This is a genomic window from Xylophilus sp., from assembly GCA_009914555.1.
Lineage (GTDB): Bacteria > Pseudomonadota > Gammaproteobacteria > Burkholderiales > Burkholderiaceae_C > WNDY01.
Window position 1 is genome coordinate 70424 of record WNDY01000001.1, and the last position, 24858, is coordinate 95281.

The window sequence follows — 24858 nt, forward strand, 5'->3', positions numbered from 1 at the left end:
GAGGCAGTCGCGCCGCATCATCGCCTGTCAGTTCCCATAGGGCGAACGCACAGAATCGACCGGCATCGCCTGCGGGCCTTCGTGGGCACGGAAGGCGTAGCGCAGATACACGCTGCCGGCGTACTGGCGGTAGTTGCGCGAGTTGTCGACGCCCAGGCGGCTGCCCAGGAACCACTGGGGCGCCAGCTGGTACTCCAGTGCGGCGGACAGGCCGTAGCTGACGCCCGTTTTGCGCTGCGCCTCGTACACCGATGCGGCGGCGGCCTGCTGCGTCGCGTCGGTCGGGAAGTAATCGGACGCGTCCTGCCGCAGGTGCTGGACGCCCAGCGAACCCTTCAGCTGGTAGGAGAGCCGTCCGCTGCGCTGCTGCCAGTCGAACGGGATGCCGAGCGAGGTGAAACGCTGGGGACTGAAATAGCCGCCCTGGCCATAGGTGTAGTAGCCGAGGTTCCTGTCGAAGGCCATGCCGCTCAGGGCCAATCCGGCGGTCAGGCTGGCGTCGGGCTGCTTGACGAGGCGCCAGTAGACGCCGGTGCCGTATTCCAGCCGGGTATTGGCCGCCACGTTGTGGCCCAGGAGCCGCGCCACGCTGCCATAGCCATAGACGCCGTAGCTGCCGCGGTCGTAGGTGGCGTCCAGGCGGGCGCCGTTGGCCGACACGCCGCCCCATTCCTGGCCGGTGCGGACATCGCGGGCGCCGGCAAACGACAGCACGCTGTCGTTGACTGCGCGGCGCGACAGGTTCATGGTGAAGCTGAATTCCTCGTTCACCGGCACGCGGTACCGCACGCCGCCGTTGACGTCGGTATAGCGGAAGCCGATGGGCGTCGTGCCGATGTCGACGGCGAGGTTGCCCTGCTCGTATCCCACGCCCATGCCCACGCCGGCCGTGTTCTGCGTGCCGGCCGAAACGCCCTCCTGGGCAGTGGCGACCTCCGGACCGCCGCCGAAGCGGCTGATGGTGGAGTACGAGGTGTCGATGCCGCCGGTGTGCAGCGAGACCGGCGTGAGGTGGGCGGTGAGGGTGCCGTCGCCGAAGTCCATGCGAAGCTGGATCGGCAACTCGGTGTCGGTCAGCGCGCTGGTGCCTTTCTCGCCGCTGCGCGAGCGCACCACCAGACCGGCCGTGAGCTCGGGTGTGCCCCGCTCGCGCTGGATGTCCGCGATTTCGGTCTGCAGATTGCGCAGCTGGGCCCGCGACGGGCTTTCGTCGATGCGCCCGGCGGCAGCGCCAGCCACGGGCGCCGGCACGGCCGGCACGTCGGCGCGGGGCGCCGACACCGGCACCGGCACCGGCACCGGCAGATAGGCCGAGCCTGTCAGCACGGCCGGCGCCGGCGACGCCGGCGGCCCCGGCTGATGCTGCGGCGCGGCGGCGGCCGCATTCCCGGCGCCCGTCCATTGCGTGCGCACCTCGCGGTCGTTGGGACGCAGCCGGAGGTAGGCCTCGAACAGCGGCGCGGAAGGGCCGTCGGCCTCGGTCCACAGCAGCGCCTGGCGCCAGCTGTCCAGCGCCGCGGGGCCGACATGCCGGTCGTGCGCGAGCTGGGACAGCTGCACGATGCCGTCGCGCCGCGTCGCGCCGCAGTACGTCAGGTACTGCGCCAGCGCGAGCCGGGCATGGACGTCGGTGGGCGCCTCCAGCGCGCGCTGCTCCAGGCTGTGGCGCACGTCCTGCCATGACGGCCCGCCGGCCGGCGCGGTGCCGGTGCAGTCCGCCTGGGCCCAGGCGGCGGAGCCGGCCGCGGCGCACAGCGTGCCGAGGAGGAGGGGGTGGCGGCGGAAGGTCATGGATAGGGTGACAACGGTTTCGTCGCTGGTCGTGCGATGGCGGTCGCGCAGGTTCATTCCCCGGGGCGCAGCCGGCGCTGCGCCCGTCCGCGCAGCGACAGGTACAGCAGGATGGCCACGAGCACGGCCGCCGCCACGCCCAGCAGCGTCAGCAGGAAAGGGCTGCGCGAGAGCTGCCACTGCAGCCAGGTCAGCGGCCCGAGGCGTCCGACATGGTAGGTCTGCTCGGCCACGAGGCTGTCGACGCGCTTGCCGCGGATGGCGGCCGTGCTGCCCTGGATCTCCTTGACGCGCTCGGCGTCCAGCAGCGCGTCGACCGCCTGCGCCAGCCCTTCGGAGCGGCTGGCGACCACCGCGACCACGCTGCGTCCGCTGCTGAGCGGCGACTCGAAGCCGGCGATGACGGCGTCGGCGCTGTCGCTGCGGAAAGCCACCTGGTTGCGTCCGGGCTGGGCGCCGTCGCGCTGACTGGTGTCCCACCAGTGGAAGACGCGGTAGGCGAAGTCGGACAGCCGCAAGCGCTTGGCCTCGCCCGAGAGGCTGGCCGGCAGGGCGTTGGCCCAGGTCTTCAGCAGGGGCTGGTCGTCGCCCGAGCCGATCACGAGCAGGTCGCGCCCCTTGAGCTGGTCGGTCTGCTGCGGCGCGGCCACCCGCACGGCCGTGGCCGGGTAGCCCGACGCGCGACCGAGGTGGCCCAGCAGCCCCAGGTAGGCCGACAGGTCGGCGGCGGCGGGCCGCTCGGGCAGCACCACGGTGGTTTCGGAGAGGTCGGCCAGCCGCGTGAACGGAAAGCCGCTGTTGGCGAAGGCGGCCAGGTCGGGCATGGCCAGGTAGTGCGGAAAGCCCGAGATGTCGATCGTCGAATCGGGTTCGACCGTGCCGCGCACATTGTCGAGCAGCACGTCCTTGCAGGCGCCTTCCTTGACGATCTCGTAGTAGTAGTGGAACTGCAGCTGCGCCTGGGCCGGCAGCTTGAACAGCGGGATGTGGAACTGCTCGCGCGCGGGCACGAGCTCGCCGGCCGGCACGGCCTTGGCCGCCAGGCGGTCGAGCGTGCCGGGCGCCGCGTGCGACTGCGACAGCAGCGGCAGCGACCGCAGGAACTGCTCGTTGGCACTGATGTTGAGCGTGGACTTGTCGGGCTGCGGGCGCGGCGAGTACCGGTACTTCAGGTCAACCGGAATGCCCTTGCTGCGCCAGGCGAACAGGTCGGGCGGCAGGTGGAAATTCACGCGAATGCGGTCGGGGTAGTAGCCCGCGACGTCGAGCGCGTCCTGCTCCACGAGTTCGCCGAACTTCACCGGCCGGTCGCTCGCGAGCCAGTTGGGCGCATCGTACGGCTTGCGGGCCTTGAGCTCCTGCAGGCCGGTGATGGTGGCCAGCGGGCCCGACAGCGCCGGCGCGCCGAGCGCGAGGGCGGCCGCTGCGGTCTTCAGTTCCTTGGCGTCGCGGCCGAGGACCAGCAGCAGCCGGCCGTGGGCATCGTTGGGATGGGGTACCACGGCCACGGTCGGGCCCTGCAGCGCGGGCAGCGCGAGGCCGGGCAGGGCCTCGCCCGCGAGTGCGACCCCCACGGCGTTGCCCTGCGCCGGGATCTCGCCCACCGCCGCCGGAAAGCGCGCGCCGCGGTAGCCGGCGAGCGCGCCGAACCAGGAGGAGATCGTGCCCGCCGCCTCCAGCGTGCCGGCGGCGGGCGCCCCGGCGAAGACGATCGGCAGCACGAGCGGGCGCACGTCGCGGCGGTCGAAGAACGGCTGCGGCAGCAGCGCCAGGTCGGCGGCCTGCGCGACCGGCGCGACGGTGAGTTCCAGCACGCTGTCGTTGCCGGCATTGGCCCAGAGGCTCGAATGCGCCGGGTCCTCGCAGTCGAGCGTGTAGTGCCCGATGAGCTGCAGGTTGAGCCGGTTGAACTCGGTGATCAGCCGTGGCGGGAGGGCGATCTCCCGCTGCAGGTTTTGGCCGGCCTGCTCGGCGGGCACGGGGATGGCTGCGGCCACCTCGTCGTTGACCAATACCTTGATGTGCGAGAGCTGCGGGATCAGCGCCGGCGAGTAGGCGTAGTGGAGCTTGAGCCGCGCGGCGGTGACCACTTCGTCGCTGCGGATGCTGAACTGCACGCCCGCAGTGCCCTGCACGCCGCGCAGCTGCAGCGGGTACACCGCGCCGAGCTGCCGCAGCGTGAGCGTGTAGGTGCGTGAGCCGGCGGCCGCCTCCGCGGGCGCCGCCACGGGCAGCGGCTCGGCCGGCGCGGCAGCGTCGCGCGCCCGGGGGGCGGCCGCGGCGTCCTGCGCCGCCGGCGCCATGGCGCCGAGCAGCGCCACCGCGAGTGCAACGGACAACAGGCGTGCGCGGCGGGTGCGCGGCAGCGAGGCAGGCGCGGGAAAGGAAGGATGCATGGTCGTTCGATGGTGGTTGGCTGCTGCGCGGCGGTGGTCGGAAGAGGCCGCCGCTATTCGGCCGGCGTGGCCGGCCGGGCACGGCGCGGCCGCAGCGAGCGTGCGGCATTGACCGCCAGCGTGCCCAGCCCGCGCACGCCGATGCGCATCACGCCGGCGAGCGAGGACAGCGGCTTGTCGCGCTGCTTCTGCCCCCAGGACGAGGTCCAGGCGTCGGCCCGCGCGAAGGTGAGGCCGGCCAGTTCGGCCTGCTGGGCCAGGCTCAGGCGGTCGAAGCGCACGCCGAGCCGGCTGCCCGCGCGGAAGGTGGCGACGGCCGGGAACACGCCTTCCACTTCGGAGCGGAACAGCGACACCTGCAGCGGCGTGCCGACCGGGATCTCCACGTCAGGCGGCACCGACAGGCCCAGGCCGTTCTGCGAGAAGTCGTCGGTGCGGCAGACCACCGTGCGCCCGCTGGGCAGGCGCACCGCCGCGGGCAGCACGGCGGCCACGCGCGGGCTCTGGCGGACCTGCCGCGTCTCGCTGGCCACGGCCACGCTGGCCGACAGCAGGATGATGTTGTAGGCCGTCCAGACCATGTTGATGACCAGCGTGGTGAACTCCGCGTCGCGGTGGAACGCCGCCTGCCAGAGGCCGATCGCGAAACCCAGCAGGTTCACCAGGAGCAGCACCAGATAGGGCCGGGCGATCTGCCAGTCGAAGTACGCCTGCCGGACCACGCCGCCCTTGGCCGTCACGTTGAACTGGCCGAGCCGGGGATCGATGAAGAAGGCCGCGAGCACCGGCCGCATGATGTACCAGGCCAGCACCGTCTCGTAGACCTCGTTCCAGAACGAATGGCGGAAGCGCCCCTGGATGCGCGAATTGGTGATGCTCGCATGCGCGAGGTGGGGCAGCGCATAGGCGGCGATCATCAGCGCCGAGGCCTGGAAGATGTGGGCGCCGAAGAACAGGTAGGCCAGCGGCGCGGTCAGGAAGATCAGGCGCGGCAGGCCGTAGAAGAAGTGCAGCATCGCGTTGAGGTAGCACAGCCGCTGCCCGAGGGAGAGGCCCTTGCCGAGCAGCGGGTTGTCCACGCGCGCGATCTGCGCCATGCCGCGCGCCCAGCGCACGCGCTGGCCGACGTGGCTCGACAGGCTCTCGGTGGCCAGGCCCGCGGCCTGCGGCACTTCGAGGTAGGCCGTGTTGTAGCCGCGGCGGTTGAGCTTGAGCGCGGTGTGCGCGTCCTCGGTCACCGTCTCGACGGCCATGCCGCCGACTTCCATGAGCGGCGCGCGCTTGATCACGGCGCATGAGCCGCAGAAGAACGCCGCATTCCACAGGTCGTTGCCGTCCTGCACGATGCCGTAGAACAGCTCGCCCTCGTTGGGCATGGCGCGGAAGGTGTCGAGGTTTTTCTCGAACGGGTCGGGCGAGAAGAACACATGCGGCGTCTGCAGCATCGCGAGCTTGTCGTCGCGCAGGAACCAGCCCATGCAGACCTGCAGGAACGACCGCGTGGGCACGTGGTCGCAGTCGAAGATGGCCACGTAGTCCGAACCGGTCGCGGCCAGGGCCGCGTTGACGTTGCCGGCCTTGGCATGGCGGTTGTCGGGCCGTGTGAGGTAGCCGACCTGCAGTTCCTCGCAGAACGCGCGAAATGCGTCGCGACGGCCGTCGTCGAGCACATGGATGTGCAGCCGGTCGGCCGGCCAGTCCAGGCTCATGGCCGAGAACACCGTCTGCTTGACCACCTCCAGCGGCTCGTTTTAGGTGGGGATGAACACGTCCACGCTGGGCTAGGCGGCGGTGTCGCGCGGCATCGGCACCGGCTTTCTCTGCAGCGGCCAGGCGGTCTGGAAGAAGCCGATCAGCAGCACCGTGAAGGCATAGAGCTCGGCCGCGACGAGGCCGAAGCCGAACAGCGCATCGATCCGGTGCTCGAAGCCGACGGTGTCGGTCAGGCGCCAGTACATGTAGCGCGAGGAGGCGCTGATGGACAGCACGATCATCGCCAGCGTGGACAGCCGCCCCGGCGTGCGGCTGAGCAGCAGCGCGGCGGCCAGCACCGCCGTGACGACGCGCGCCGCCGGATGGCTCCACAGCGGCAGGGCGAGCAGCCGGTGCACCGCGGCGCGCCAGCGGGCCTGCACGCTCCCCGGATCGGCCATCGCGCGCTCATCGGCCTCGGTGAGGTGGCTGTGCGTGCGGTCGCGGACGAACACCGGCTCGGCGCTGGCGGGCTGCCAGGCCGGCGGATCGCCGGCGGCCGGCCCGGACGGTGGGGTCATGGGGTCTGTCCTCCTGCGCGGCCCGGGGCCGCCGCCGCCGTCATGCGGCCCGCCTGCGCTGGAGGCCCAGGACGGCCGCCACACGCTCGGCGAAAGCGACGAAGTCCTGGGTGGCCTGGCTGTGGCGGTCGTAGTCGAGCACCGTGGTGTCGCTGGCCAGCGCCTCGCTCACCGCCGGGTCCTGGTGGATCGCGCCGGCCAAGCGCTCGCCGAAATTGCTGCGCATCACGTTGGTCACGTCGCGCGAAAGCTGCCGGCTGTTGTCGGCCTGGTTGACCAGGTAGAGCGCACCGATGAAATCGGCGCGCGGCGTGCAGTAGGCCTGCACCAGCCGCTGCGCCAGCGGCAGCGCGGCATAGGAGGCCGCGTCGGGCAGCGCCACCACGACCGCGAGGTGCGCGGTGCCGAGCGCCTGGCGCAGGTAGGCCGAGGGGCCGGGCGGCGTGTCGAGCACCACGAGGGCATCGTCGGGCAGGTCGAGCCGGCGCAGATGGCGGGACAGCCAGTCGGGCTGCCGGTCGAGCCGGGCCTCGAAGGCGAGGCGGTCGTTCTCGTTGACCACGCCGTAGGGCAGGGCGTAGACGCCGCGCGGGCTCTGCAGCACGACGCCGCGCCAGTCCTCGCCGGCGAGGGTGGCGCGCGAGATGCCGCGCAGCTCGCGCGGGTCGAGCCCGAAGTGCAGCCCGAGCGCGTTCTGCGGGTCCAGGTCGACCGCCAGCACCGTGCGGCCCTGGCGTGCCAGCGCGCTCGCGAGGTTGGCCGACACGGTGGTCTTGCCCACGCCTCCCTTGGCCGACACCACCGCGACGACTCTCACGCACCCCCTCCGAGACGGCGCCAGAGTGCGGCGATGGGCGACGGTGCGGGAGCCGGCGGCTCGCGGCCGGCGAGGCGGGCGAACACGGCCTGGAGGTCGCCCGCCGGAGGACCGGGCGGGGAGACGGGAGCCGGCCCGCCACCCAGGCGCGACAGCGGCGAGCCGCCGGCCCCGGCGGCAGCGGGCGCGGGCCTCGCCTTCGGCGCAAAGGAGGGCTCCTGCCGTGCCCGGGGGGAGGGGCTGGAATCGGCCGCAACCTGAGGCGTCGCGGGGTATAGAGGGGGGATATGCTGTCTTGGATGCTTGGCGGCACCCGCAGGACGGGGGCTGCCGACGGGGGAAGCGGGCCTTCGGCGGCGACCGGGATTCCCAGCGGCGGCACCACGCCGGGCGGCTCGGCCACGGGCGGCAGGTCGGCCAGCGGCTCGACCGGCTGCACCGGCGCCGGCCGGAAGGCCACGGGCGGCGGCACGCCGGCGCTCTCGGCCGGCTGCACCGCGGGCACGGCGGCCGCGCCGGCGGGGTCGAGCGCCGACAGCAGCGGCCAGCGCCCGCGCGACTGGCGCGACGCGTTGCCGCGGGCGATCTCCTGGTAGTCGTCGGTCCGGCCGCCGAACTGGCGGAAGAGGTTGACGATGTCGTCGGACTGCGGCATGCGGATGTCGTGGCGGCTTGTGGCTTGTGGTGGGCTGGCCGGGCGTCAGCGCCCGAGGCGGAATGCGAAGCCGCCCCAGCGGTCGGGCGCGCCGGCCTGGCGCACCTGCAGGCCCGGCGCGCCCTGCCGGTCGAACCAGTGCTGGTAGGCGCCTTCGAGGAAGCCCCCGGCCCAGGCCTCGCTGCCCGGGCCGAACGCGGCCACGAGCGGCGTGGCCTCGTGGCGGATCGCCACGTGGTCGGCCTGCTGGGCGAGCGCGACCCAGCCCCAGTCCTGCGCGAGCCAGACGCGCGAGAACGCGTCCTGCAGTTCGTCGAGCGTCTGCAGCGCCGGCAGCGGCGCCTCGACGGCGAAGCGGGCGCCGACGCGGCGCAGCAGCGCGCGCAGGTCGGCGGCCGGCAGGGCCTCGGCGAACTCGGCCGCCAGGGCGCGCAGGAAGCCGCGCCACTGCCGCGCGCACTGCCGCTCGGCCAGGTAGTCGGTGACGGCGGTATCGGGATGCGCGGCGGATTCGGACATCGTGGTGCGGGATGGGTGGCGGAAACGCGGCCGTGCCGCCACACGGGCGGCGGCATCGGCGCAACGCGCAGATTCTAGGTTTCCGGAGGCAGTGTTGAAACCAGTCGTAACAATAGTCAAAGATTCGGACCCACGGCCCGAAGCCGGCGGCGGCTTAGCGCGCCGCGCCGATCACGCCGCCGCCGAGGCAGACTTCGCTGTCGTAGAGCACGGCCGACTGGCCCGGCGTGACGGCCCACTGCGGCTCGGCGAACCCCAGCGCGAAGGCGCTGCCGCTGGCGCGCTCCAGCCGGCAGGCCGCGTCGGCCTGCCGGTAGCGGGTCTTGGCCGCATAGGCGCCGGGCGCGGGCGGGCGGCCGGCGGTCCAGCTCGCGTCGGCGGCCTCCAGCGTGTGCGACAGCAGCCACGGGTGGTCGTGGCCCTGTACCGCAAACAGGGTATTCGCCGCCACGTCCTTGCGGGCGACGAACCAGGGCGCGTGCTCGCCGCCGCCGCGCTGGGCGCCCTTGTCCTTGATGCCGCCGATGCCCAGCCCCTGGCGCTGGCCCAGCGTGTAGAACGACAGGCCCACGTGGCGGCCGACGACGCGGCCGCGGTCGTCCCTGATCGGGCCCGGCTCCTTGCGGATGTAGCGGTTGAGGAACTCGCGGAACGGCCGCTCGCCGATGAAGCAGATGCCGGTCGAGTCCTTCTTCCTCGCGTTGGGCAGGCCGATCTCCTCGGCGATGCGGCGCACCTCGGTCTTGTGCAGCTCGCCGACCGGGAACAGCGTCCTCGCCAGCTGCGCCTGGTTGAGCCGGTGCAGGAAGTAGCTCTGGTCCTTGGCCGGGTCGAGCCCCTTGAGCAGCTGATACTCCTGGGAGGAGGGTGACTCCAGCCCTTCTATGGCGGGCGTTCCAGAAGTATCACCCCGGGTGTATGAAAAAGGTATCGCGCGCACGCGGGCATAGTGCCCGGTCGCGATCTTCTTGGCGCCCAGCCGCATCGCATGGTCGAGGAAGGCCTTGAACTTGATCTCGGCGTTGCAGAGCACGTCGGGGTTCGGCGTGCGGCCGGCCTGGTACTCGCGCAGGAACTCGGCGAACACGCGGTCCTTGTACTCGGCGGCGAAGTTGACGTGCTCGATCTCGATGCCGACCACGTCGGCCACGGCCGCGGCGTCGACGAAATCCTCGTTGGACGAGCAGTATTCGCCGTCGTCGTCGTCCTCCCAGTTCTTCATGAAGATGCCGACGACCTCGTGCCCGGCGCGCTTGAGCAGCCAGGCGGTCACGGCCGAATCCACCCCGCCCGAGAGACCGACGACGACCCGGTGCTTGCTGTGTGCATTCATAAGCACGCGATTGTATTTTTCGCCCCTCGCGCGCCGGCCGGCGCGCGCGCCATGCCCCTGCGCGCTGACGGAGCGCTCCTACTGCCATTCAGGCGCGCCGCCCACCGCTGCGGTGTCCGGCCCGTCGCACCGTCATGCCATCGATGTGCGCATGCCAAAGGAGGCCCCATGCCCTCGCAGAAGAAGTCCCGTCCCGATCCCGACCTCGAAAGCACCGACCTCGACTTCTCCGACGACGACGCCGGCGTGAATCCGCTGGCTCGCCCGGCGGTGGAGATCGGCCGCGAGGACGACGACGGCATCAACGACCGGCTGAGCGCCGAGCAGGACGTGTCGTCCGACTTCGACGACGTGTCGGCCCATCCGTTCGACGACATACCGAACGACGGCGCCCTCAACTTCGACGACGGCACCGACATGGGCCACCCGCGCGGCGACACCCGCCGCGAAGGCGGCACCTGGGAGGCCGACGGCGCCGACAGCGGCGGCCTGGGCCCGCCGGCGGAGATCCTGTCGGACCACAACGGCCCGAGCGATCCGCGGGTCAGGCGCGGCGGCTGACTGCCGGCCGCGAACAGCTTCGCCACCGTGGTCGCGATGCGCGGCGCGTCGGTCAGCCCGGCACGCCTGTGCCGGCGTGATGTCCTGGGCCGCGTCCGGGCTGCGCACGTTGGCCGCATGGATGCGGCCTCTCTCAGACGGCGCCGTGCGCCTCGACGTACAGGGCGTAGAGCGAATGGCTGCTGGCCATGTAGAGCCGGTTGTTCTTCGGGCCGCCGAAGGTCAGGTTGGCGCAGCGCTCGGGCAGCTGGATGAAGCCGATGAGCTTGCCCTGCGGGTTGAAGATCTTCACGCCGTCCAGGTCCTCGGGACGGGCCAGCGGCAGATAGGCTTTCATGCCGCCGCCGATGTCGGTCGGCTCACTGGCCAGGGTGCCGCTCCAGCCCCAGCCCACCCACAGGTTGCCGTCGCGGTCCACCTTGAAGCCGTCGAGCGAGGCCGGGCCCTGCGGGTCGATCACCTTGACCTTGTTGGACAGCGTGCCGTCCGGCGCCACGTCGTAGCTCCACAGCGAGCGGTTGGGCGAGCCCTTCCATTCGACGACGTAGAGCTTGGATTCGTCGGGCGAGAAGGCCAGGCCGTTGGGATTGACCAGGTCGGTGATCATGACTTGGAGCGTGCCGTCCGGCGACAGGCGGAAGACGTTGGTGTTCGCCTGTTCCTGCCGTGCGCGGAACCCCTCCCATTCGCCGCTGATGCCGAACAGCGGATCGGTGAACCAGATGCTGTCGTCGGACTTGACGACGACGTCGTTCGGCGAATTGAGGCGCTTGCCTTCGTACGCATCGGCCAGCACGGTGAGGCGGCCGTTCTTCTCGGTGCGCACCAGCCGGCGCGTGACCGAATGTTCGCAGCTGACCAGCCGGCCCTGGCGGTCGCGCGCATTGCCGTTGGTGAAGTTGACGTTGGTCTTGTACACCGTGAACCGGCCGGTCTTCTCCTCGTACTTCATGAGCCGGTTGTTCGGGATGTCGCTGCACAGCAGGTAGCCGCCCTCGGGGAAGTAGACCGGCCCCTCGGCCCAGCGCATGCCCGTGCCGACCTGCTCGACGGTGCTGCTGTAGAGGCGGTACCTGGCGAAGTCCGGGTCGAGGATGAAGACCCGCGGGTCCGGGTAGCGCTGGTTGGGCTTGAACTCGAATGACTGCGCACCCGCCGCGCCGGCGATGGCCGCGAGGCCGGGGGCAGCCATGCTCTTGAGAAAACGGCGGCGCGGCTGAGAGGAAGAAGGGGTCATGACGTTGCCTCGGATGGTGGGTCTGGTCTTGGGAGCGGGATGATTGTTAACGTGAACAAACGACCCATCAAGAACCGGCGACACCGCACATTCCCTCTTGCCATACCGTGCAAAAAGGCACAGCGCCCACACGCGGCGCGCAAGGTGCGGCCCCATCCGCCACAGCGGGCGCTCAACGACAATCGCACCCCATGGAACTGCGGCAACTGCGCTACTTCGTCAAGGTCTGCGAACTCGGCAGCATGGGCCGCGCGGCGCTGGAGCTGGGCGTGGTCACCTCGGCGCTGAGCCAGCAGATCAGCCGGCTCGAAGGCGAGCTTTCCACGCGGCTGCTGCAGCGCAGCACCTCCGGCGCGGTGCCGACCGATGCGGGTCTGGCCTTCCTGCAGCAGGCCCAGCTCACGCTGCGCCATGCCGAGGGCGCCGTGCAGGCGGCCCAGCAGGCGCGCCTGTCGGGCCAGGTGAGCGTGGGCCTGGCGCCCACCACGGCCACGGTGCTGGGCGTGCCGCTGATGCGCGCGATGCAGGCGCGCTACCCCGACGTGCGGCTGCACATGGTCGAGGCGCTGTCGGGCCACCTGGCCACGATGCTCAACGCGCGCCAGATCGACCTGGCCGTCATCTTCCAGACCGACGTGCCGCGCCGCTGGAGCGTGACGCCGCTGCTCGACGAGAAACTGTTCTTCATCGCCGCGGCCGACCTGGCCGAGCGTCCGCGCGGCGCGCGGGTGCGCCTGGCCCAGCTGGCCGGCGTGCCGCTGATCCTGCCGACCAACAGCCACGGCCTGCGGGCCACGCTGGTCGGATCGTTCGCGCGCACCGGCATCCAGCCGCGCATCGTGGCCGAGGTGGACGGCCTCGCATTGCTCATGGATGCGGTGCGGGCCGGCTACGGCGCCACGGTGCAGCCGGGCGCGGCCACCGGACGGCGCGAAGAAGGGCTGGTGGTCGCGCAGATCGCCGACCGCCACGTCGGCCGGCGCAACCTGCTGGCCAGCCTGTCGGACGACGAGCTTTCTCCGGCGGCGCTGGCCGCGCGCGTGGTACTGGCCGACACGGCCCGCGCGCTGGTGCGCGCAGGAGCCTGGGCCGGCGCCACCCTTCTCGAAAACTGAACACCTGTTGCCGCAGCGTGCCTTTCGCGTGAAGGCCGGTCTTTCTACAGTCGCCCGACTGACAGGAGACCCCACGAGTGATCGATGTACTGGTTGTCGGCGGCGGCAATGCCGCGCTGTGCGCCGCGCTGATGGCGCGCGAGGCCGGCGCGCGCGTGCTGCTGCTGGAGGCCGCGCCCAGGGCCTGGCGCGGCGGCAATTCGCAGCACACCCGCAACCTGCGCTGCATGCACGATGCGCCGCAGGACGTGCTGGTCGAGGCCTACCCCGAAGAGGAATATTGGCAGGATTTGCTGAAGGTGACCGGCGGCCTGACCGACGAGCACCTCGCACGGCTGGTGATCCGGGCGTCGTCCAACTGCCGCGGCTGGATGCGCAGCCACGGCGTGCATTTTCAGCCGCCGCTGTCGGGCGCGCTGCACGTAGCCCGCACCAACGCCTTCTTCATGGGCGGCGGCAAGGCGCTGGTCAATGCGTATTTCCGCAGCGCCGAGCGCCTGGGCGTGCAGGTGCGCTACGAGACGCCGGTGGCCGAGGTGGAGCTGGACGGCGGCCGCTTCGTCGCCGTGCGCACCGAAAGCGGCGAGCGCATCGAAGCCAGGGCCTGCGTGCTCGCGGCCGGCGGCTTCGAGTCCAACCGCGAATGGCTGCGCGAGGCCTGGGGACAGAACGCGCGCGGCGAATGGCCGGCCGACAACTTCTTGATCCGCGGCACGCGCTTCAACCAGGGCGTGCTGCTGCACCACATGATCGAGCGGCACGGCGCCGACAGCATCGGCGACCCGTCGCAGGGGCACATGGTGGCGATCGACGCGCGCGCGCCGCTCTACGACGGCGGCATCTGCACCCGCATCGACTGCGTATCGCTCGGCATCGTGGTCAACCGCGAAGCGAAGCGCTTCTACGACGAGGGCGAGGACTTCTGGCCCAAGCGCTATGCGATCTGGGGCCGCCTCGTGGCCCAGCAGCCGGGGCAGATCGGCTACTCCATCATCGACCAGAAGGCCATCGGCCGCTTCATGCCGCCGGTGTTCGACGGCACCATCGCGCAGACGCTGCCCGAGCTGGCCCGCAAGCTGGGGCTCGACGAAGCCACCTTCGCGCAGACCGTGGCCGACTACAACGCGGCCTGCCGCGTCGGCACCTTCGACCACACCGCGCTCGACGACTGCCATACCGAGGGCCTCGCGCCGGCCAAGACCCACTGGGCCCGGCCGATCGACACGCCGCCCTACTACGGCTACCCGCTGCGCCCCGGCATCACCTTCACCTATCTCGGCCTCAAGGTGGACGACACCGCCGCGGTGCGCTTCGGCGGCCGGCCGAGCCCCAACCTGTTCGTCGCCGGCGAGATGATGGCCGGCAACGTGCTCGGCAAGGGCTACACCGCCGGCGTGGGCATGAGCATCGGCACGGCCTTCGGCCGCATCGCCGGCACCGGGGCCGCGCGCGCTGCGGGCTTCGCCGCCGCACCGCAAGGACAAGAAGAACGGGAGACCGCCGATGCAGCAAGTCATTGACCTCGTGGAACGCGCCAAGGCCGAGGCCAAAGGCCGCGCCCCGAGCCGCGTGATTCCGATCGCGCCGGCCCGCACGGTCATCGCGCCCGGCGCCGAGGAGGCCGAGGTCGCCCGCATCCTCCAGATCTGCAACGCCTGCCGCTACTGCAAAGGCTTCTGCGCGGTGTTCCCGGCGATGACGCGGCGCCTGGAGTTCGGCGCGGCCGATGCCCACTACCTCGCCAACCTCTGCCACAACTGCGGCGCCTGCCTGCATGCCTGCCAGTACGCGCCGCCGCACGAGTTCGCGGTCAACGTGCCCCGGGCCATGGCCGAGGTGCGCATGAAGACGTACCACGACTACGCCTGGCCGCAGCCGCTGGGCCGGCTCTACGAGCGCGCCGGCCTCACCGTGGCGCTGGCGCTGGCGGCGGGGCTGGCGCTGTTCCTCGTGCTGGCGGTCGCGCTGGCCGGGCCGCTGGTGCACGCGCCGCTGGCCGGGAATTTCTACGCCATCTTCCCGCACAACCTGCTGGCCGGCCTGTTCGGCGCCGTGTTCGGCTTCGTGGTCATCGCGCTCGGTCTGGGCGTGCGCCGGTTCTGGCGCGAGGTCTCGCCGGCGCGCGACAACGGCGCCGCCGCGGTGTCGGCGGTGCGCGGCAGCGCGGCGGCCGAGGCGGCGCACGACGTGGCGCGGCTGAAGTACCTCGACGGCGGCCATGGCGAGGGCTGCAACAACGAGGACGACCGCTTCACGCTCTGGCGCCGGCGCTTCCACCACTTCACTTTCTACGGCTTCCTGCTGTGCTTTGCCGCCACCAGCGTGGCCACGCTCTACCACTACCTGCTCGATCTGCACGCCCCCTATGCACTCACGAGCCTGCCGGTGCTGCTGGGCACGGCCGGCGGGATCGGCCTGCTGATCGGGCCGGCCGGGCTGCTGTGGCTCAACCTGCGGCGCGACCCGCGCCACGGCGACCAGCGCCAGCGGCCGATGGACCGCGGCTTCATCGCGCTGCTGCTGCTGGTGAGCGCCACCGGCCTGGCGCTGCTGGCCTGGCGCGACACGCGCTTCATGGCGCTGTGGCTGGCGATCCACCTCGGCACGGTGATGGCGCTGTTCCTCACGCTGCCCTACGGCAAGTTCGCCCACGGCATCTTCCGCTCGGCCGCGCTGCTGAAGTACGCGATCGAGAAGCGGCTGCCGAGCAAGCTGCAGCTCGGCGCCGACTGACCCCTTCTCCACGGACAAACGAGACAACCCCATGAACACTCCACGGCGCACCGCCCTCCTCCTGGCCGCCGGCACCCTGGTGCTGGCCGCCGCCCTGCCGGCCGCGGCGCAGGACTTTCCGCCGAACAGGCCGGTCACCCTGGTCGTCGGCTTCGCGCCCGGCGGCGCGGCCGATGCGGCCGCGCGGCTCATCGCCAGGAAGCTCGGCGGCAACATCGGCCAGTCGGTCGTGGTGGACAACAGGGGCGGCGCCGGCGGCAACATCGCCCACCAGCAGGTGGCCAACGCGCCGGCCGACGGCAGCGTGCTGCTGTTCGGCTCCATCGGTCCGCTGACCATCGCGCCGCACCTCATGAAGGTGGGCTACGACCCGTTCAAGGACCTGGCGCCGGTCTCGGGCGGCGTGAACTTTCCGAACGTGCTCGTGGTGCACAAGGGCCTGGGCGTGAAGAACCTGGCCGAGTTCGTCGCGCTGGCCAAGAAGGGCGAGAGGGTCGAGTTCGCCTCCACCGGCGCCGGCTCGGCCTCGCACCTTGCGGGCGAACTCTTCAACCAGCGCGCCGGCATCGAGATGGTCCACGTGCCCTACAAGGGCGGCGCGCCGGCGCTGCAGGACCTGCTCGGCGAGCGCGTGGCCTCCTACTTCTCGGCGCCGCCGACCGCGATGCCGTACGTGGAGGCCGGCAGGCTGATCCCGCTGGCCACCACCGGCCTCAAGCGCCCGAGCTATCTGCCCAACATCCCGACCGTGGCCGAGGCCGGCTACCCCGGCTTCGAGGCGCTCAACTGGTACGCCTTCGTCGCGCCCGGCAAGACGCCCGCGCCGCTGCTCGACCGCTGGAACCGCGAGATCGTGAAGGTATTGAACGACCCGGAGGTCAAGGCCGCACTCGACAAGCACGGCCTCACGCCGCAGCCCACCACGCGCGAAGGCCTGGCCGACTTCATGCGCAAGGAGTCGGACAAGTGGGGCAAAGTGGTGCGGCAACGAAAGATCACCGCTAGCTGATTTCGTCACACGTCAAGGAGACTCCGATGACCGCAACTTCCCACCCGACCGGCGTGCTCGCAATCCCCTCGATGCGCGCGCAGTGCAGCGACGCCGAATGGCAGGCCCGCGTGGACCTGGCCGCCTGCTACCGGCTCGTCGCCCACTACGGCATGGCCGACATGATGGCCAACCACATCTCCTCGCGCGTGCCGGACCAGGACGGCGCCTTCCTCATCAACGCCTACGGGATGATGTACGAGGAGATCACCGCGTCGAGCCTCGTCAAGGTGGACCACGACGGCACCATCCTCGCCAAACCGGACTTCGGCGCACTGAACTACGGCATCAACAAGGCCGGCTACGTGATCCACAGCGCGGTGCACCATGCGCGGCCCGAGGTCGCCTGCGTGATCCACACGCACAGCTGGGCGTCGATGGCGGTGTCGGCGCTCGAATGCGGGCTGCTGCCGATCACGCAGACGGCGATGCGCTTCCTCAAGATCGGCTACCACGACTACCAGGGCGTGGTGCTCGACACGGCCGAGCAGGCATCGCTGATCGCGGACCTGGGCCAGGGCGAGGCGCTGATCCTGCGCAACCACGGCGCGCTGACCGTGGGCCGCACCGTGGGCGAGGTCTTCAACTGGATGCACCGGCTGGAGCTGTCGTGCCGCGCGCAGCTCGCGGCCCAGGCCACCGGCAGCCCGCTCGCGAAGGTGCCGCAGCCGGTGCTGGAGGAGACCTGGAACAACTACCAGCCCGGCACCCGCCGCCCCTACGGCGTGATGGAGTGGCCGGCGCTGCTGCGCATGCTCGACCGCCTGGATCCGAGCTACCGCGACTGACGCGCCCCCGCACCCACAACAACGGAGACACCCACGATGACCACCACCAGCCGCAGGCAACTGCTGGGCTGGGCTGCCGCCTGCACGGCCGCCGGCCCGTTCTCCCTTCCCCGCGCGTTCGCCGCCGACGGCTTCCCGCGCAAGCCGGTCACGCTGGTCGTGCCGTTCGCCCCGGGCGGCAACCTCGACCTCGTGGCCCGCGCGATCGCGCCGGCGCTGCAGGACGCGCTCGGCCAGAGCATCGTCGTGGACAACCGCGCCGGCGCCGGCGGCGCCATCGGCGCGGCCGCCGTCGCGCGGGCCGAGGCCGATGGGCACACGCTGCTGGTCACCACACCGAATGCGCTGGTCGTGCTGCCGCGCATGGTCAAGACCACCTACGCGCTCGCGAGCTTCGAGCCGGTCGGCCTGGTGTCCAGCACGGCGCTGGTGCTCGCGACCAGTGCCAACAACAAAAAGCTGCCGGATGCCGCCACGCTGCTGCGCGAGACCCGTGCCAACCCCGGCCGCCTCACCGCCGGCCACGCCGGGCCGGGGACCACCAACCACGTCGCGCTGATGCTGATCGAGGACGCCGCCGGCGTGCGCTTCAACCTCGTGGCCTACAAGGGCTCGGCGCCGGCGCTCGTCGATGCGATCGGCGGGCAGATCGACCTGATCTGCGACCAGCTCTCCAGCTCGCTGCAGCACATCCAGTCGGGCGCGCTGCGGCCGCTGGCCGTGCTCTCGCGCGAGCGCGATCCGCAACTGCCGCAGGTGCCCACGCTGCACGAAGCGGGCGTCACCAACTTCGACGCAACCACCGCCACCGGCCTGCTCGCGCCGCGCGGCACGCCGGCTGCGGCCACCGCCACGCTCAACGCCGCACTGGCCAAGGCGCTGGCCGATCCGACGGTGCGCCAGCGCCTGCAGACCATCGGCAGCACGCCACGCCCGCTGGCGCCCGATGCGTTCGGCCGGCTGCTGCGGCAGGAAGACCAGCGCGCGCAGAAGCTCGCCCAGTCTGGCCGCTTGGTCGGGGGTAATACCTGACAGCCCTTTCTGCATGACCACCACAGACGCTTTCTCCGAGGAGTATGCACAATGACCCGCCCCTGCCTGCCACCGCACTCCGCGCACGCGCCTGTCGGCTTCGCGCTGCCGCCCGGCGCCTGCGACAGCCATGCACACGTGTTCGGCCCCTATGCCCGCTTTCCACTGGCCCGCGACCGCAGCTACACGCCCGACGAAGCGCCCGTCGACGCCTTCCTGCGCCATCTGGACCGCTTCGGCATCGCGCGCGGCGTGCTGGTGACGGCCAGCGCCAGCGGCACCGACAACGGCGTGGTGCTCGACGCCTTGCAGCGCCACCCCGACCGCCTGCGCGGCGTGGCCGTGCCCTCGCCCGCCACCACCGATGACGAACTCGACCGCTGGCACGACGCCGGCGTGCGCGGCGTGCGGGTCAACCTGTTCCAGCGCGAAGGCCATGCGGTCTACCGCAACGGCGTGGGCATCGAGGTGCTGGAGGCGCTGGCCCCGCGCCTGGCGCGGCGCGGCTGGCATGCGCAGATCTGGATCCACGCGCCCGACCTGCCGGCGCTGTCGGACCGGCTGCTGCGGCTGGAGCTGCCGCTCGTCGTCGACCACATGGGCCGCATGGCGACCGCGCGCGGCGTGGACGACCCGGGCTTCCGGCACCTGTGCCGCCTGCTCGAACGCGGTGAAGCCTGGACCAAGATCTCCGGCGCCGACCGCAACACCGCCGGCGGCCAGGACTATGCCGACGTCGACCCGTTCGCCCGCGCCCTCCTGCGGGCCAACCCGGCCCGCGTGGTCTGGGGCAGCGACTGGCCGCACATCAACTACTACGACGCCGCCCAGGTGCCCGACGACGGCGCGCTGCTCACCCTGCTGGCGCGCTGGCTGCCCGAGCCGGCCGACCGGCAGCGCGTGCTGGTGGACAACCCGGCGGCGCTCTACGGCTTCGCCTGATTCCGCAACGACAACGAGAGGAGACGCCACCATGACCCACCCCACCCGTTCCACCCCGCGCCGCTGCCTGCTGCTGGCCGCGGGCCTGGCCTGCGCCGCGCCGCTGGGCCTCGCCCATGCCCAGGACCGCTGGCCCGCCAGGCCGGTGCGTGTCGTCGTCGCCTTCACCGCCGGCGGCACCACCGACATCCTCGCGCGCGCCGTGGCCCACAAGCTCGGCGAGAAGCTGGGCCAGCCCTTCGTCATCGACAACAAGCCCGGCGGCGGCGGCAACATCGGCACGGCCGAGGTGGTGCGCGCCGCGCCCAACGGCTACACGCTGATCGTCAACTCGGTCGGCCCGATCTCGATCAACCAGACGCTCTACAAGAACCTCGGCTACGACCCGCTGGTCGACCTGGTGCCCATCGTGCAGATCGCCGACGTGCCCAACGTGCTGGTCGTCCACCCCTCGGTGCCGGCCCGCACCTTCGAGGAGTTCGTCGCCTACCTCAAGGCCCACCCCGGCAAGCTCAGCTACGGCTCCACCGGCGTCGGCACCTCGTCGCACCTGTCGAGCTACATGCTGGGCCAGCGCGTGGGCGCCGAGCCGCTGCACGTGCCCTACAAGGGCGCCAATGCGCTCAACGACCTGCTGGCCGGGCGGCTGCAGTTCATGTTCGCCACGATCCCGTCGGTGATCCAGCACATCAAGGCCGGCAAGCTGCGTGCGCTGGCCGTCTCCAGCGCCCGGCCCTCGCGCTCGCTGCCCGGCGTGCCGGCGGTGGCCGAGAAGGGCTTCCCGGGCTTCGAGGCCGGCTCGTGGTTCGGCTTCTTCGGGCCGAAGGGAACGCCGGACAATGTGGTCACGACCCTCAACCGGGCCGTCAACGAGGCCCTGCCGCAGCTGCAGGACCAGCTCATCCGCGAAGGGGCCGACCCGGCCGGCGGCACGCCGCAGCAGTTCGGGGCCTTCGCCCGCAAGGAATACGAGAAATGGAAAGTGATCGTGCAGCAGTCGGGGGCGGTGGCCGAGTGACCGGACCGGCGGTGCGCCTGCTGCTGTCGGACGCCGCCCGCGAGCGCTTGGCCGCGCGGCTGGGCCCGGAGGTGCTGGCCGTGCCGCCCGAGGCGGCGTCGGCCGGCGCGGCCTTCGACATCGCCTTCGTCTCGCGCGACGTGACCGGGCTGTCGACCAAGCACGACATCCTGCCCGACACCCGCCGCTTCTACGATGCGATGCTGGCCATGCCCGCGCTGCGCTGGGTGCATGTGCATTCGGCCGGCGCCGACCGGCAGGTGTTCGTGGACCTGCGCGCCCGCGGCGTGCAGGTGAGCACCTCGGCCGGCAGCAACGCGGCCGTCGTCGCGCAGACCGCGCTGGCCGGGCTGCTGGCGCTGGCGCGGCAGTTCCCGCGGCTGCTGGCCGCGCAGCGCGAGGCCCGCTGGGCGCCGCTGATCGGCAGCGGCCTGCCGCGCGATCTGGCCGGGCAGACGGCGGTCGTCGTGGGCTGGGGCGCGATCGGCCGGCAGCTCGGCGGCTGGCTCGCGGTGCTGGGGCTGAAGGTGGTAGCGGTGCGGCGCGAACGCGGCAGCGCCGATGGCGCAGTGGAGACGGCCGCCTACGACGACCTGCCTTCGGTCCTGCCGCGCGCCGACTGGCTGGTGCTGGCCTGCCCGCTGACCGCGCGCACCCGCGGCCTGGTCGATGCCGCCGCGCTGGCCCGGCTGCCGGCCGGCGCGCACCTGGTCAACGTGGCCCGCGGCGAGGTGGTGGACGAGCCGGCGCTGGTCGCGGCGCTGCAGCAGGGGCGCCTGGCCGGCGCGTACCTCGACGTGTTCGCCCACGAACCGCTGCCGGCGGCGTCGCCGCTGTGGCGCCTGCCCAACGTGATCGCCACGCCGCACAGCGCCGGTTTCTCCGACGGCCATGCGGCGCGGGTGGATGCGATGTTTCTGGACAACCTGGCCCGCTGGCAGGCAGGGCAACCGCTGGCGAACGTGGCTGCCTAGGACGGGTCCTTGCTGCGCGTGCGGCCGACGGCGCTGAAGATGCCGATGCCCAGCAGGATCAGCGCGCCGATGCCGATGTAGAGATGGGGCACGCCGGCGACGGCCGCGCCCCAGGCAATGCCGCCGAGGAAGATGAGGAAACCGAGCATGTACAGGGCGAACGACATGGAGCCCTCCTGGGCCGTTGCGGCCGGTTGTTGTGGAGGCGCAGTTATCGGCGACCCTGCCGCGGCCCGGCCGTAGCACGGCGCAGGCGACGGACGTCGTCCGTTTCCTACCGCCGGCGTCGGCGGCCAGGCTGATCCGCGTCAATAATCGTGCTCCCCTCCCTCCACGATGCGAGCCGACCGCGCCATGCCTTCGATCACCCTGCGTTTCCTGGCCGAACCCAGCACCGTCAACTACGGCGGCAAGGTCCACGGCGGCACCGTCATGAAGTGGATCGACGAGGCCGGCTACGCCTGCGCCACGGCCTGGGCCAAGCGCTACTGCGTCACCGTCTTCCTCGGCAGCATCCGCTTCCACCGGCCGATTATGATCGGCGACCTGGTCGAGGTCGAGGCGCGCCTGGCCTATACCGGCAAGACCAGCATGAACATCTCGGTGGAGGTGCGCAGCGGCGACATCAAGAGCGGCACGCTCGAGACGACGACGGAATGCCTGATCGTGTTCGTCTCGGTCGATTCGCACGGCCGCCCGATCCCGGTGGACACCTGGCATCCCGAGACGCCCGGCGACATCGCCCTGGCGCAGCGGGCCAAGGCGCACCTGGATGGCGCGCGGGCTGCGGCCGGCAAGGCTTGACCCCGGGGTATGAGATGGCACTGCGTATGAGTCGCCCGCCCTGGGGTTGTACAGGTGAGGGTATCAGCCGCCGGATGCGGCAGCGCGCAGCGCGTCGCGCGTGCGCCCGGCCTCACGGCGGGCTGCGGCGGCGAAGTCCTCGCCCGACGAGGCGTAGAGGATGGCGCGCGAGGAGTTGACCGCGATCGGCGCGTCGGCGCGCCAGCCGGCGCGCACCGTGGCCGCCGCGTCGCCGCCCTGGGCGCCGACGCCGGGGATTAGCAGCGGCAGCGTGGGCGCGAGCTGGCGCACCTGCTCGATCTCGGCCGGGTAGGTCGCGCCAACCACCAGGCCGAGCTGGCCGTTGGTGTTCCACGGTCCCTGCGCCAGCCGCGCCACGTGCTCGTAGACGCGCGGCTGGCCGTCGACCGATGCCAGACGCTGCGCCTGCAGGTCGCCGCCGCCGGGGTTGGACGTGCGGCACAGCAGGAAGGCGCCCTTGCCGTGGTAGCGGAGGTAGGGTTCGACCGAATCGAAGCCCATGAACGGGGAGAGGGTGACCGCGTCGGCGCCGTAGCGCTCGAAAGCCTCGATCGCGTACTGCCCGGCGGTGGAGCCGATGTCGCCGCGCTTGGCGTCGAGGATCACCGGCACCTGCGGCGCGGCGCGGCGGACGTGGGCGACGAGGCGTTCGAGCTGATCCTCCGCGCGGTGCGCCGCGAAATACGCGATCTGCGGCTTGAAGGCGATGGCGAGGTCCGCCGTGGCATCGACGATGGCCGCGCAGAAGTCGTAGATGCGCGACGCGTCGCCCTTCAGGCCGGCCGGAAAGCGCGCCGGGTCCGGGTCCAGCCCCACGCAGAGCAGCGAGCGATTGGCGCGCTCGGCGCCGCGCAGCAGGTCGAGGAAGGTCGGGGAAGTGGGGCTGGCAGCGGTGGTCATGCGCCGGGGATTTTATCGGTGGGCTCTTGGCTTACCCGGGCTCGCCGGCGCGGTGCTTGCGCGGCCGGCCGGCGGCCAACCGGTCGAACAGGCCCGCCGGCAGCACGCGCATGATCGCCGCGGCCACGCCCATCTGCCAGGGGATCACGCGCCAGCGGTCGCCGCGGCCGATGGCGTGGAAGGCCCGGTCGGCGAAGGCATCGGCGGGCATCAGGAACGGCATGGCGTAGCGGTTGCCGCGCGTCAGCGGCGTGTCGATGTAGCCCGGCGCGATGGTCACCACCTTGACGCCGGTGCCGCGCAGCTCGCCGCGCAGGCTTTCGCAATAGGCGATCACGCCGGCCTTGCTGGCGCAGTAGCCGCCGTGGCCCGGCAGGCCGCGGATGCCGGCCACGCTGGCGATGCCGACGAGCCGGCCGCTGCCGCGCCGCGCCATCGCGGCGACGAAAGGATGGAAGGTGGCCGCGAGGCCCACGTTGTTGACGGCGAGCAGGCGCGCCAGCACGTCGATGTCCGCGCGCTCGGCCGTGTCGATGCCGATGCTGATGCCGGCGTTGGCGATCACCACGTCGGGCAGGCCCTGCTGCGCGATGCAGGCCCGTCCGGCGGCGACGATGGCGTCGGCATCGGCCACGTCGGCGCCGTAGATGCCGATGCGGCCCGGCGCCTGCGGATCCAGCGCGCCGGCCCAGGCATGCAGTGCCTCGCTGCGGCGCGCGCTGAGCGCGAGCCGCCAGCCCGCCCCGTGGTAGCGCGCGGCCAGCGCCTGGCCGAGGCCGCTGGAGGCGCCGGTGATGAAGACGAGCGGGGCGGTGGGGGCGGGCTGGGTCATCGCGCCATGATGCCAGCCGCGCGCGGCCCGGGCCCGTGCTTCAGGCCGCGCGGCGGGCCTGGTAGCGCAGCGGCCGCAGGGCGCTCGGCGGCTGGCCGACGATGCGCTTGAAGGCGCGGCTGAACGCGACCTCGGAGTCGTAGCCGAGCCGGTCGGCCGCCACGGCCACGCGCATACCCTCCTCGGTAATCCACTGTCGCGCGCGGAACATCTTTACCTTGGCCACATACTTTCCAGGAGTATCCCCCACCGTACGGGTGAAGGCCTCGGCGAAGCGGGAGCGCGACGCGCCCATGATCCCGGCCAGGGCGGGCACGGTCCAGTCGCGCTGCGGGTCGGCATGGATGGCGGCGATGACCTTGCCGATCTTCGGGCAGCGCACCGCGGCGATCCAGCCCGTGGGGTCGCTGCAGTCGCATTCGACCCAGCCGCGGATGATGCTGGCCGCCAGCACGTCGGCCAGCCGCGCGAGGATGCCGCAGGCGCCGATGCGGTCGAGCGCCACCTCGCGCTCCATGGCCTCCAGCAGCGCCGGCACGGCCGGGTCGCGCCGTGCCAGTTCGCCCGCGTGGATCACGGCCGGCATCATGGCCATCAACGGGTGCAGCGGGTCGAGGTTGAAGCGCATCGCGCCGCAAAACATGACGTCGGCCGCGTCCTGCCCGCCACCGGCCGCGTCGCGCATCAGGTAGAGGTTGTCGGCCACCGGCACGCGGCTGAACGCGGCGACGTCCACCGGCGGCACCGACGGGTCGCTGGCCAGCACGTGCGCGCCGCCGTGCGGCAGCAGCACGGCATCGCCCTGGTCGAGCCGCATCCAGTCGCCGGCATCGCTCATGCGCAGCCAGGCGCCGCCGCGTGCGGCGAAGTGGAAGCTCGCGGCGGCCCGCGGGGCGAACGCGGCGGCCCAGGGCGCGTGCAGCACGCAGCGGCCGTACTCCACGCCGTCGAGGCGCAGCCCCAGCAGCAGGGCGGTGAGGGTGTCGCGGCCGGTGGCCGTGTCGGCCGCAGGTTCGACCTGGGGCCTGGACGAAAGGTCAAGCATTTCGGCTCTTCCAGCATGGAAACG

22 protein-coding genes and 2 pseudogenes are annotated in these 24858 nt (G+C 71.9%); 12 read left to right on the forward strand and 12 right to left on the reverse strand.

Going from position 1 to position 24858, the window contains the following annotated elements; all coding sequences use genetic code 11:
* Positions 1 to 27 precede the first annotated feature (27 nt).
* The 4 genes and pseudogenes from GAK38_RS00345 to bcsQ all read right to left on the reverse strand — a co-directional run bounded on the left by GAK38_RS00345 (position 28) and on the right by bcsQ (position 7277).
* Positions 28 to 1791, reverse strand: a complete 1764-nt coding sequence (locus GAK38_RS00345) for a cellulose synthase subunit BcsC-related outer membrane protein (protein ID WP_325340425.1) — start codon at positions 1789 to 1791, stop codon at positions 28 to 30.
* Positions 1792 to 1844: 53 nt separating this feature from the next.
* A complete protein-coding gene (gene bcsB, locus GAK38_RS00350; RefSeq protein WP_325340427.1) occupies positions 1845 to 4187 on the reverse strand; it encodes a cellulose biosynthesis cyclic di-GMP-binding regulatory protein BcsB in 2343 nt (780 codons plus the stop codon).
* Positions 4188 to 4240: 53 nt separating this feature from the next.
* Positions 4241 to 6340, reverse strand: a pseudogene (gene bcsA, locus GAK38_RS00355) (UDP-forming cellulose synthase catalytic subunit).
* A 160-nt stretch (positions 6341 to 6500) separates the two neighbouring features.
* Positions 6501 to 7277 carry a cellulose biosynthesis protein BcsQ gene (gene bcsQ / locus GAK38_RS00360; RefSeq protein ID WP_325340428.1) on the reverse strand — a complete coding sequence of 259 codons (777 nt, stop codon included), beginning with the start codon at positions 7275 to 7277 and terminating at the stop codon, positions 6501 to 6503.
* A 299-nt stretch (positions 7278 to 7576) separates the two neighbouring features.
* Here bcsQ and GAK38_RS00365 point away from each other — a divergent pair, with 299 nt between their 5' ends.
* Positions 7577 to 7873, forward strand: a complete 297-nt coding sequence (locus GAK38_RS00365) for a hypothetical protein (RefSeq protein ID WP_325340430.1) — start codon at positions 7577 to 7579, stop codon at positions 7871 to 7873.
* Here the strand turns inward: GAK38_RS00365 and bcsR are convergent.
* The 3 genes and pseudogenes from bcsR to mnmA form a co-directional block, all read right to left on the reverse strand.
* Positions 7828 to 7932: pseudogene (bcsR, locus tag GAK38_RS23800) on the reverse strand (BcsR/BcsP family cellulose biosynthesis protein); the annotation flags it as partial. The gene GAK38_RS00365 and the pseudogene bcsR overlap by 46 nt on opposite strands.
* Before the next feature lie 45 nt (positions 7933 to 7977).
* Positions 7978 to 8451, reverse strand: a complete 474-nt coding sequence (bcsD, locus tag GAK38_RS00370; protein WP_325340431.1) for a cellulose biosynthesis protein BcsD — start codon at positions 8449 to 8451, stop codon at positions 7978 to 7980.
* Positions 8452 to 8605: 154 nt separating this feature from the next.
* Complete coding sequence (gene mnmA / locus GAK38_RS00375; protein ID WP_325340432.1) at positions 8606 to 9784, reverse strand: tRNA 2-thiouridine(34) synthase MnmA; 1179 nt, start codon at positions 9782 to 9784, stop codon at positions 8606 to 8608.
* Between the two features lie 168 nt (positions 9785 to 9952).
* Here mnmA and GAK38_RS00380 point away from each other — a divergent pair, with 168 nt between their 5' ends.
* Complete coding sequence (locus tag GAK38_RS00380; RefSeq protein ID WP_325340434.1) at positions 9953 to 10345, forward strand: serine/threonine protein kinase; 393 nt, start codon at positions 9953 to 9955, stop codon at positions 10343 to 10345.
* A 133-nt stretch (positions 10346 to 10478) separates the two neighbouring features.
* On the opposite strand, the gene GAK38_RS00385 is transcribed toward GAK38_RS00380, so the two are convergent.
* Positions 10479 to 11582 carry an SMP-30/gluconolactonase/LRE family protein gene (locus GAK38_RS00385; RefSeq protein ID WP_325340436.1) on the reverse strand — a complete coding sequence of 368 codons (1104 nt, stop codon included), beginning with the start codon at positions 11580 to 11582 and terminating at the stop codon, positions 10479 to 10481.
* 191 nt (positions 11583 to 11773) lie between these two features.
* Between GAK38_RS00385 and GAK38_RS00390 the strand changes: the two genes are divergently transcribed.
* The 9 genes from GAK38_RS00390 (at position 11774) to GAK38_RS00430 (ending at position 21232) form a co-directional block, all read left to right on the forward strand.
* On the forward strand, positions 11774 to 12697 hold the full coding sequence (locus tag GAK38_RS00390; RefSeq protein ID WP_325340438.1) for a LysR family transcriptional regulator: 924 nt from the start codon (positions 11774 to 11776) through the stop codon (positions 12695 to 12697).
* A 77-nt stretch (positions 12698 to 12774) separates the two neighbouring features.
* Positions 12775 to 14217 (forward strand): FAD-dependent tricarballylate dehydrogenase TcuA, encoded by a 1443-nt coding sequence (tcuA, locus tag GAK38_RS00395; RefSeq protein WP_325340440.1) that lies wholly within the window; start codon positions 12775 to 12777, stop codon positions 14215 to 14217.
* Positions 14201 to 15430 carry a tricarballylate utilization 4Fe-4S protein TcuB gene (gene tcuB, locus GAK38_RS00400; protein WP_325340441.1) on the forward strand — a complete coding sequence of 410 codons (1230 nt, stop codon included), beginning with the start codon at positions 14201 to 14203 and terminating at the stop codon, positions 15428 to 15430. Before tcuA ends, tcuB begins: the two co-directional genes overlap by 17 nt.
* A gap of 31 nt (positions 15431 to 15461) precedes the next feature.
* Positions 15462 to 16439 carry a Bug family tripartite tricarboxylate transporter substrate binding protein gene (locus GAK38_RS00405; RefSeq protein ID WP_325340443.1) on the forward strand — a complete coding sequence of 326 codons (978 nt, stop codon included), beginning with the start codon at positions 15462 to 15464 and terminating at the stop codon, positions 16437 to 16439.
* A gap of 26 nt (positions 16440 to 16465) precedes the next feature.
* Entirely contained in the window at positions 16466 to 17266 is an 801-nt protein-coding gene (locus GAK38_RS00410; RefSeq protein ID WP_325340444.1) for a class II aldolase/adducin family protein, read from the forward strand.
* A gap of 36 nt (positions 17267 to 17302) precedes the next feature.
* Positions 17303 to 18298 carry a Bug family tripartite tricarboxylate transporter substrate binding protein gene (locus GAK38_RS00415; RefSeq protein ID WP_325340445.1) on the forward strand — a complete coding sequence of 332 codons (996 nt, stop codon included), beginning with the start codon at positions 17303 to 17305 and terminating at the stop codon, positions 18296 to 18298.
* A gap of 51 nt (positions 18299 to 18349) precedes the next feature.
* Complete coding sequence (locus tag GAK38_RS00420) at positions 18350 to 19240, forward strand: amidohydrolase family protein (RefSeq protein ID WP_325340447.1); 891 nt, start codon at positions 18350 to 18352, stop codon at positions 19238 to 19240.
* Between the two features lie 31 nt (positions 19241 to 19271).
* Positions 19272 to 20258 carry a Bug family tripartite tricarboxylate transporter substrate binding protein gene (locus GAK38_RS00425; RefSeq protein WP_325340448.1) on the forward strand — a complete coding sequence of 329 codons (987 nt, stop codon included), beginning with the start codon at positions 19272 to 19274 and terminating at the stop codon, positions 20256 to 20258.
* Positions 20255 to 21232 carry a D-2-hydroxyacid dehydrogenase gene (locus tag GAK38_RS00430; RefSeq protein WP_325340450.1) on the forward strand — a complete coding sequence of 326 codons (978 nt, stop codon included), beginning with the start codon at positions 20255 to 20257 and terminating at the stop codon, positions 21230 to 21232. The genes GAK38_RS00425 and GAK38_RS00430 overlap by 4 nt, the downstream gene beginning before the upstream one ends.
* Here GAK38_RS00430 and GAK38_RS00435 read toward each other — a convergent pair.
* Positions 21229 to 21399, reverse strand: coding sequence for a hypothetical protein (locus GAK38_RS00435; protein ID WP_325340451.1), 171 nt, complete (start codon positions 21397 to 21399; stop codon positions 21229 to 21231). The genes GAK38_RS00430 and GAK38_RS00435 overlap by 4 nt on opposite strands.
* A gap of 187 nt (positions 21400 to 21586) precedes the next feature.
* Between GAK38_RS00435 and GAK38_RS00440 the strand changes: the two genes are divergently transcribed.
* The gene (locus tag GAK38_RS00440; RefSeq protein ID WP_325340452.1) at positions 21587 to 22036 is read left to right on the forward strand and encodes an acyl-CoA thioesterase; all 450 of its coding nucleotides are present in this window, start codon (positions 21587 to 21589) and stop codon (positions 22034 to 22036) included.
* 63 nt (positions 22037 to 22099) lie between these two features.
* On the opposite strand, the gene pyrF is transcribed toward GAK38_RS00440, so the two are convergent.
* Genes pyrF through GAK38_RS00455 form a run of 3 tightly spaced genes read right to left on the reverse strand, consistent with a single transcriptional unit; the run spans position 22100 to position 24834 of the window.
* Positions 22100 to 22957 (reverse strand): orotidine-5'-phosphate decarboxylase, encoded by an 858-nt coding sequence (pyrF, locus tag GAK38_RS00445; RefSeq protein ID WP_325340453.1) that lies wholly within the window; start codon positions 22955 to 22957, stop codon positions 22100 to 22102.
* 31 nt (positions 22958 to 22988) lie between these two features.
* Positions 22989 to 23789, reverse strand: coding sequence for an SDR family oxidoreductase (locus GAK38_RS00450; RefSeq protein ID WP_325340454.1), 801 nt, complete (start codon positions 23787 to 23789; stop codon positions 22989 to 22991).
* 40 nt (positions 23790 to 23829) lie between these two features.
* Entirely contained in the window at positions 23830 to 24834 is a 1005-nt protein-coding gene (locus GAK38_RS00455; protein ID WP_325340456.1) for an AraC family transcriptional regulator, read from the reverse strand.
* Positions 24835 to 24858 lie beyond the last annotated feature (24 nt).

Excerpts from the sequence above, each read along its gene's own strand:
- GAK38_RS00345 (WP_325340425.1), bottom strand. The coding sequence starts at position 1,791 with ATGACCTTCCGCCGCCACCCCCTCCTCCTCGGCACGCTGTGCGCCGCG.
- bcsB (WP_325340427.1), bottom strand. The coding sequence starts at position 4,187 with ATGCATCCTTCCTTTCCCGCGCCTGCCTCGCTGCCGCGCACCCGCCGC.
- GAK38_RS00365 (WP_325340430.1), top strand. The coding sequence starts at position 7,577 with ATGCTTGGCGGCACCCGCAGGACGGGGGCTGCCGACGGGGGAAGCGGG.
- bcsD (WP_325340431.1), bottom strand. The coding sequence starts at position 8,451 with ATGTCCGAATCCGCCGCGCATCCCGATACCGCCGTCACCGACTACCTG.
- mnmA (WP_325340432.1), bottom strand. The coding sequence starts at position 9,784 with ATGAATGCACACAGCAAGCACCGGGTCGTCGTCGGTCTCTCGGGCGGG.
- GAK38_RS00380 (WP_325340434.1), top strand. The coding sequence starts at position 9,953 with ATGCCCTCGCAGAAGAAGTCCCGTCCCGATCCCGACCTCGAAAGCACC.
- GAK38_RS00385 (WP_325340436.1), bottom strand. The coding sequence starts at position 11,582 with ATGACCCCTTCTTCCTCTCAGCCGCGCCGCCGTTTTCTCAAGAGCATG.
- GAK38_RS00390 (WP_325340438.1), top strand. The coding sequence starts at position 11,774 with ATGGAACTGCGGCAACTGCGCTACTTCGTCAAGGTCTGCGAACTCGGC.
- tcuB (WP_325340441.1), top strand. The coding sequence starts at position 14,201 with ATGCAGCAAGTCATTGACCTCGTGGAACGCGCCAAGGCCGAGGCCAAA.
- GAK38_RS00405 (WP_325340443.1), top strand. The coding sequence starts at position 15,462 with ATGAACACTCCACGGCGCACCGCCCTCCTCCTGGCCGCCGGCACCCTG.
- GAK38_RS00410 (WP_325340444.1), top strand. The coding sequence starts at position 16,466 with ATGACCGCAACTTCCCACCCGACCGGCGTGCTCGCAATCCCCTCGATG.
- GAK38_RS00415 (WP_325340445.1), top strand. The coding sequence starts at position 17,303 with ATGACCACCACCAGCCGCAGGCAACTGCTGGGCTGGGCTGCCGCCTGC.
- GAK38_RS00420 (WP_325340447.1), top strand. The coding sequence starts at position 18,350 with ATGACCCGCCCCTGCCTGCCACCGCACTCCGCGCACGCGCCTGTCGGC.
- GAK38_RS00425 (WP_325340448.1), top strand. The coding sequence starts at position 19,272 with ATGACCCACCCCACCCGTTCCACCCCGCGCCGCTGCCTGCTGCTGGCC.
- GAK38_RS00435 (WP_325340451.1), bottom strand. The coding sequence starts at position 21,399 with ATGTCGTTCGCCCTGTACATGCTCGGTTTCCTCATCTTCCTCGGCGGC.
- GAK38_RS00440 (WP_325340452.1), top strand. The coding sequence starts at position 21,587 with ATGCCTTCGATCACCCTGCGTTTCCTGGCCGAACCCAGCACCGTCAAC.
- pyrF (WP_325340453.1), bottom strand. The coding sequence starts at position 22,957 with ATGACCACCGCTGCCAGCCCCACTTCCCCGACCTTCCTCGACCTGCTG.
- GAK38_RS00450 (WP_325340454.1), bottom strand. The coding sequence starts at position 23,789 with ATGACCCAGCCCGCCCCCACCGCCCCGCTCGTCTTCATCACCGGCGCC.
- GAK38_RS00455 (WP_325340456.1), bottom strand. The coding sequence starts at position 24,834 with ATGCTTGACCTTTCGTCCAGGCCCCAGGTCGAACCTGCGGCCGACACG.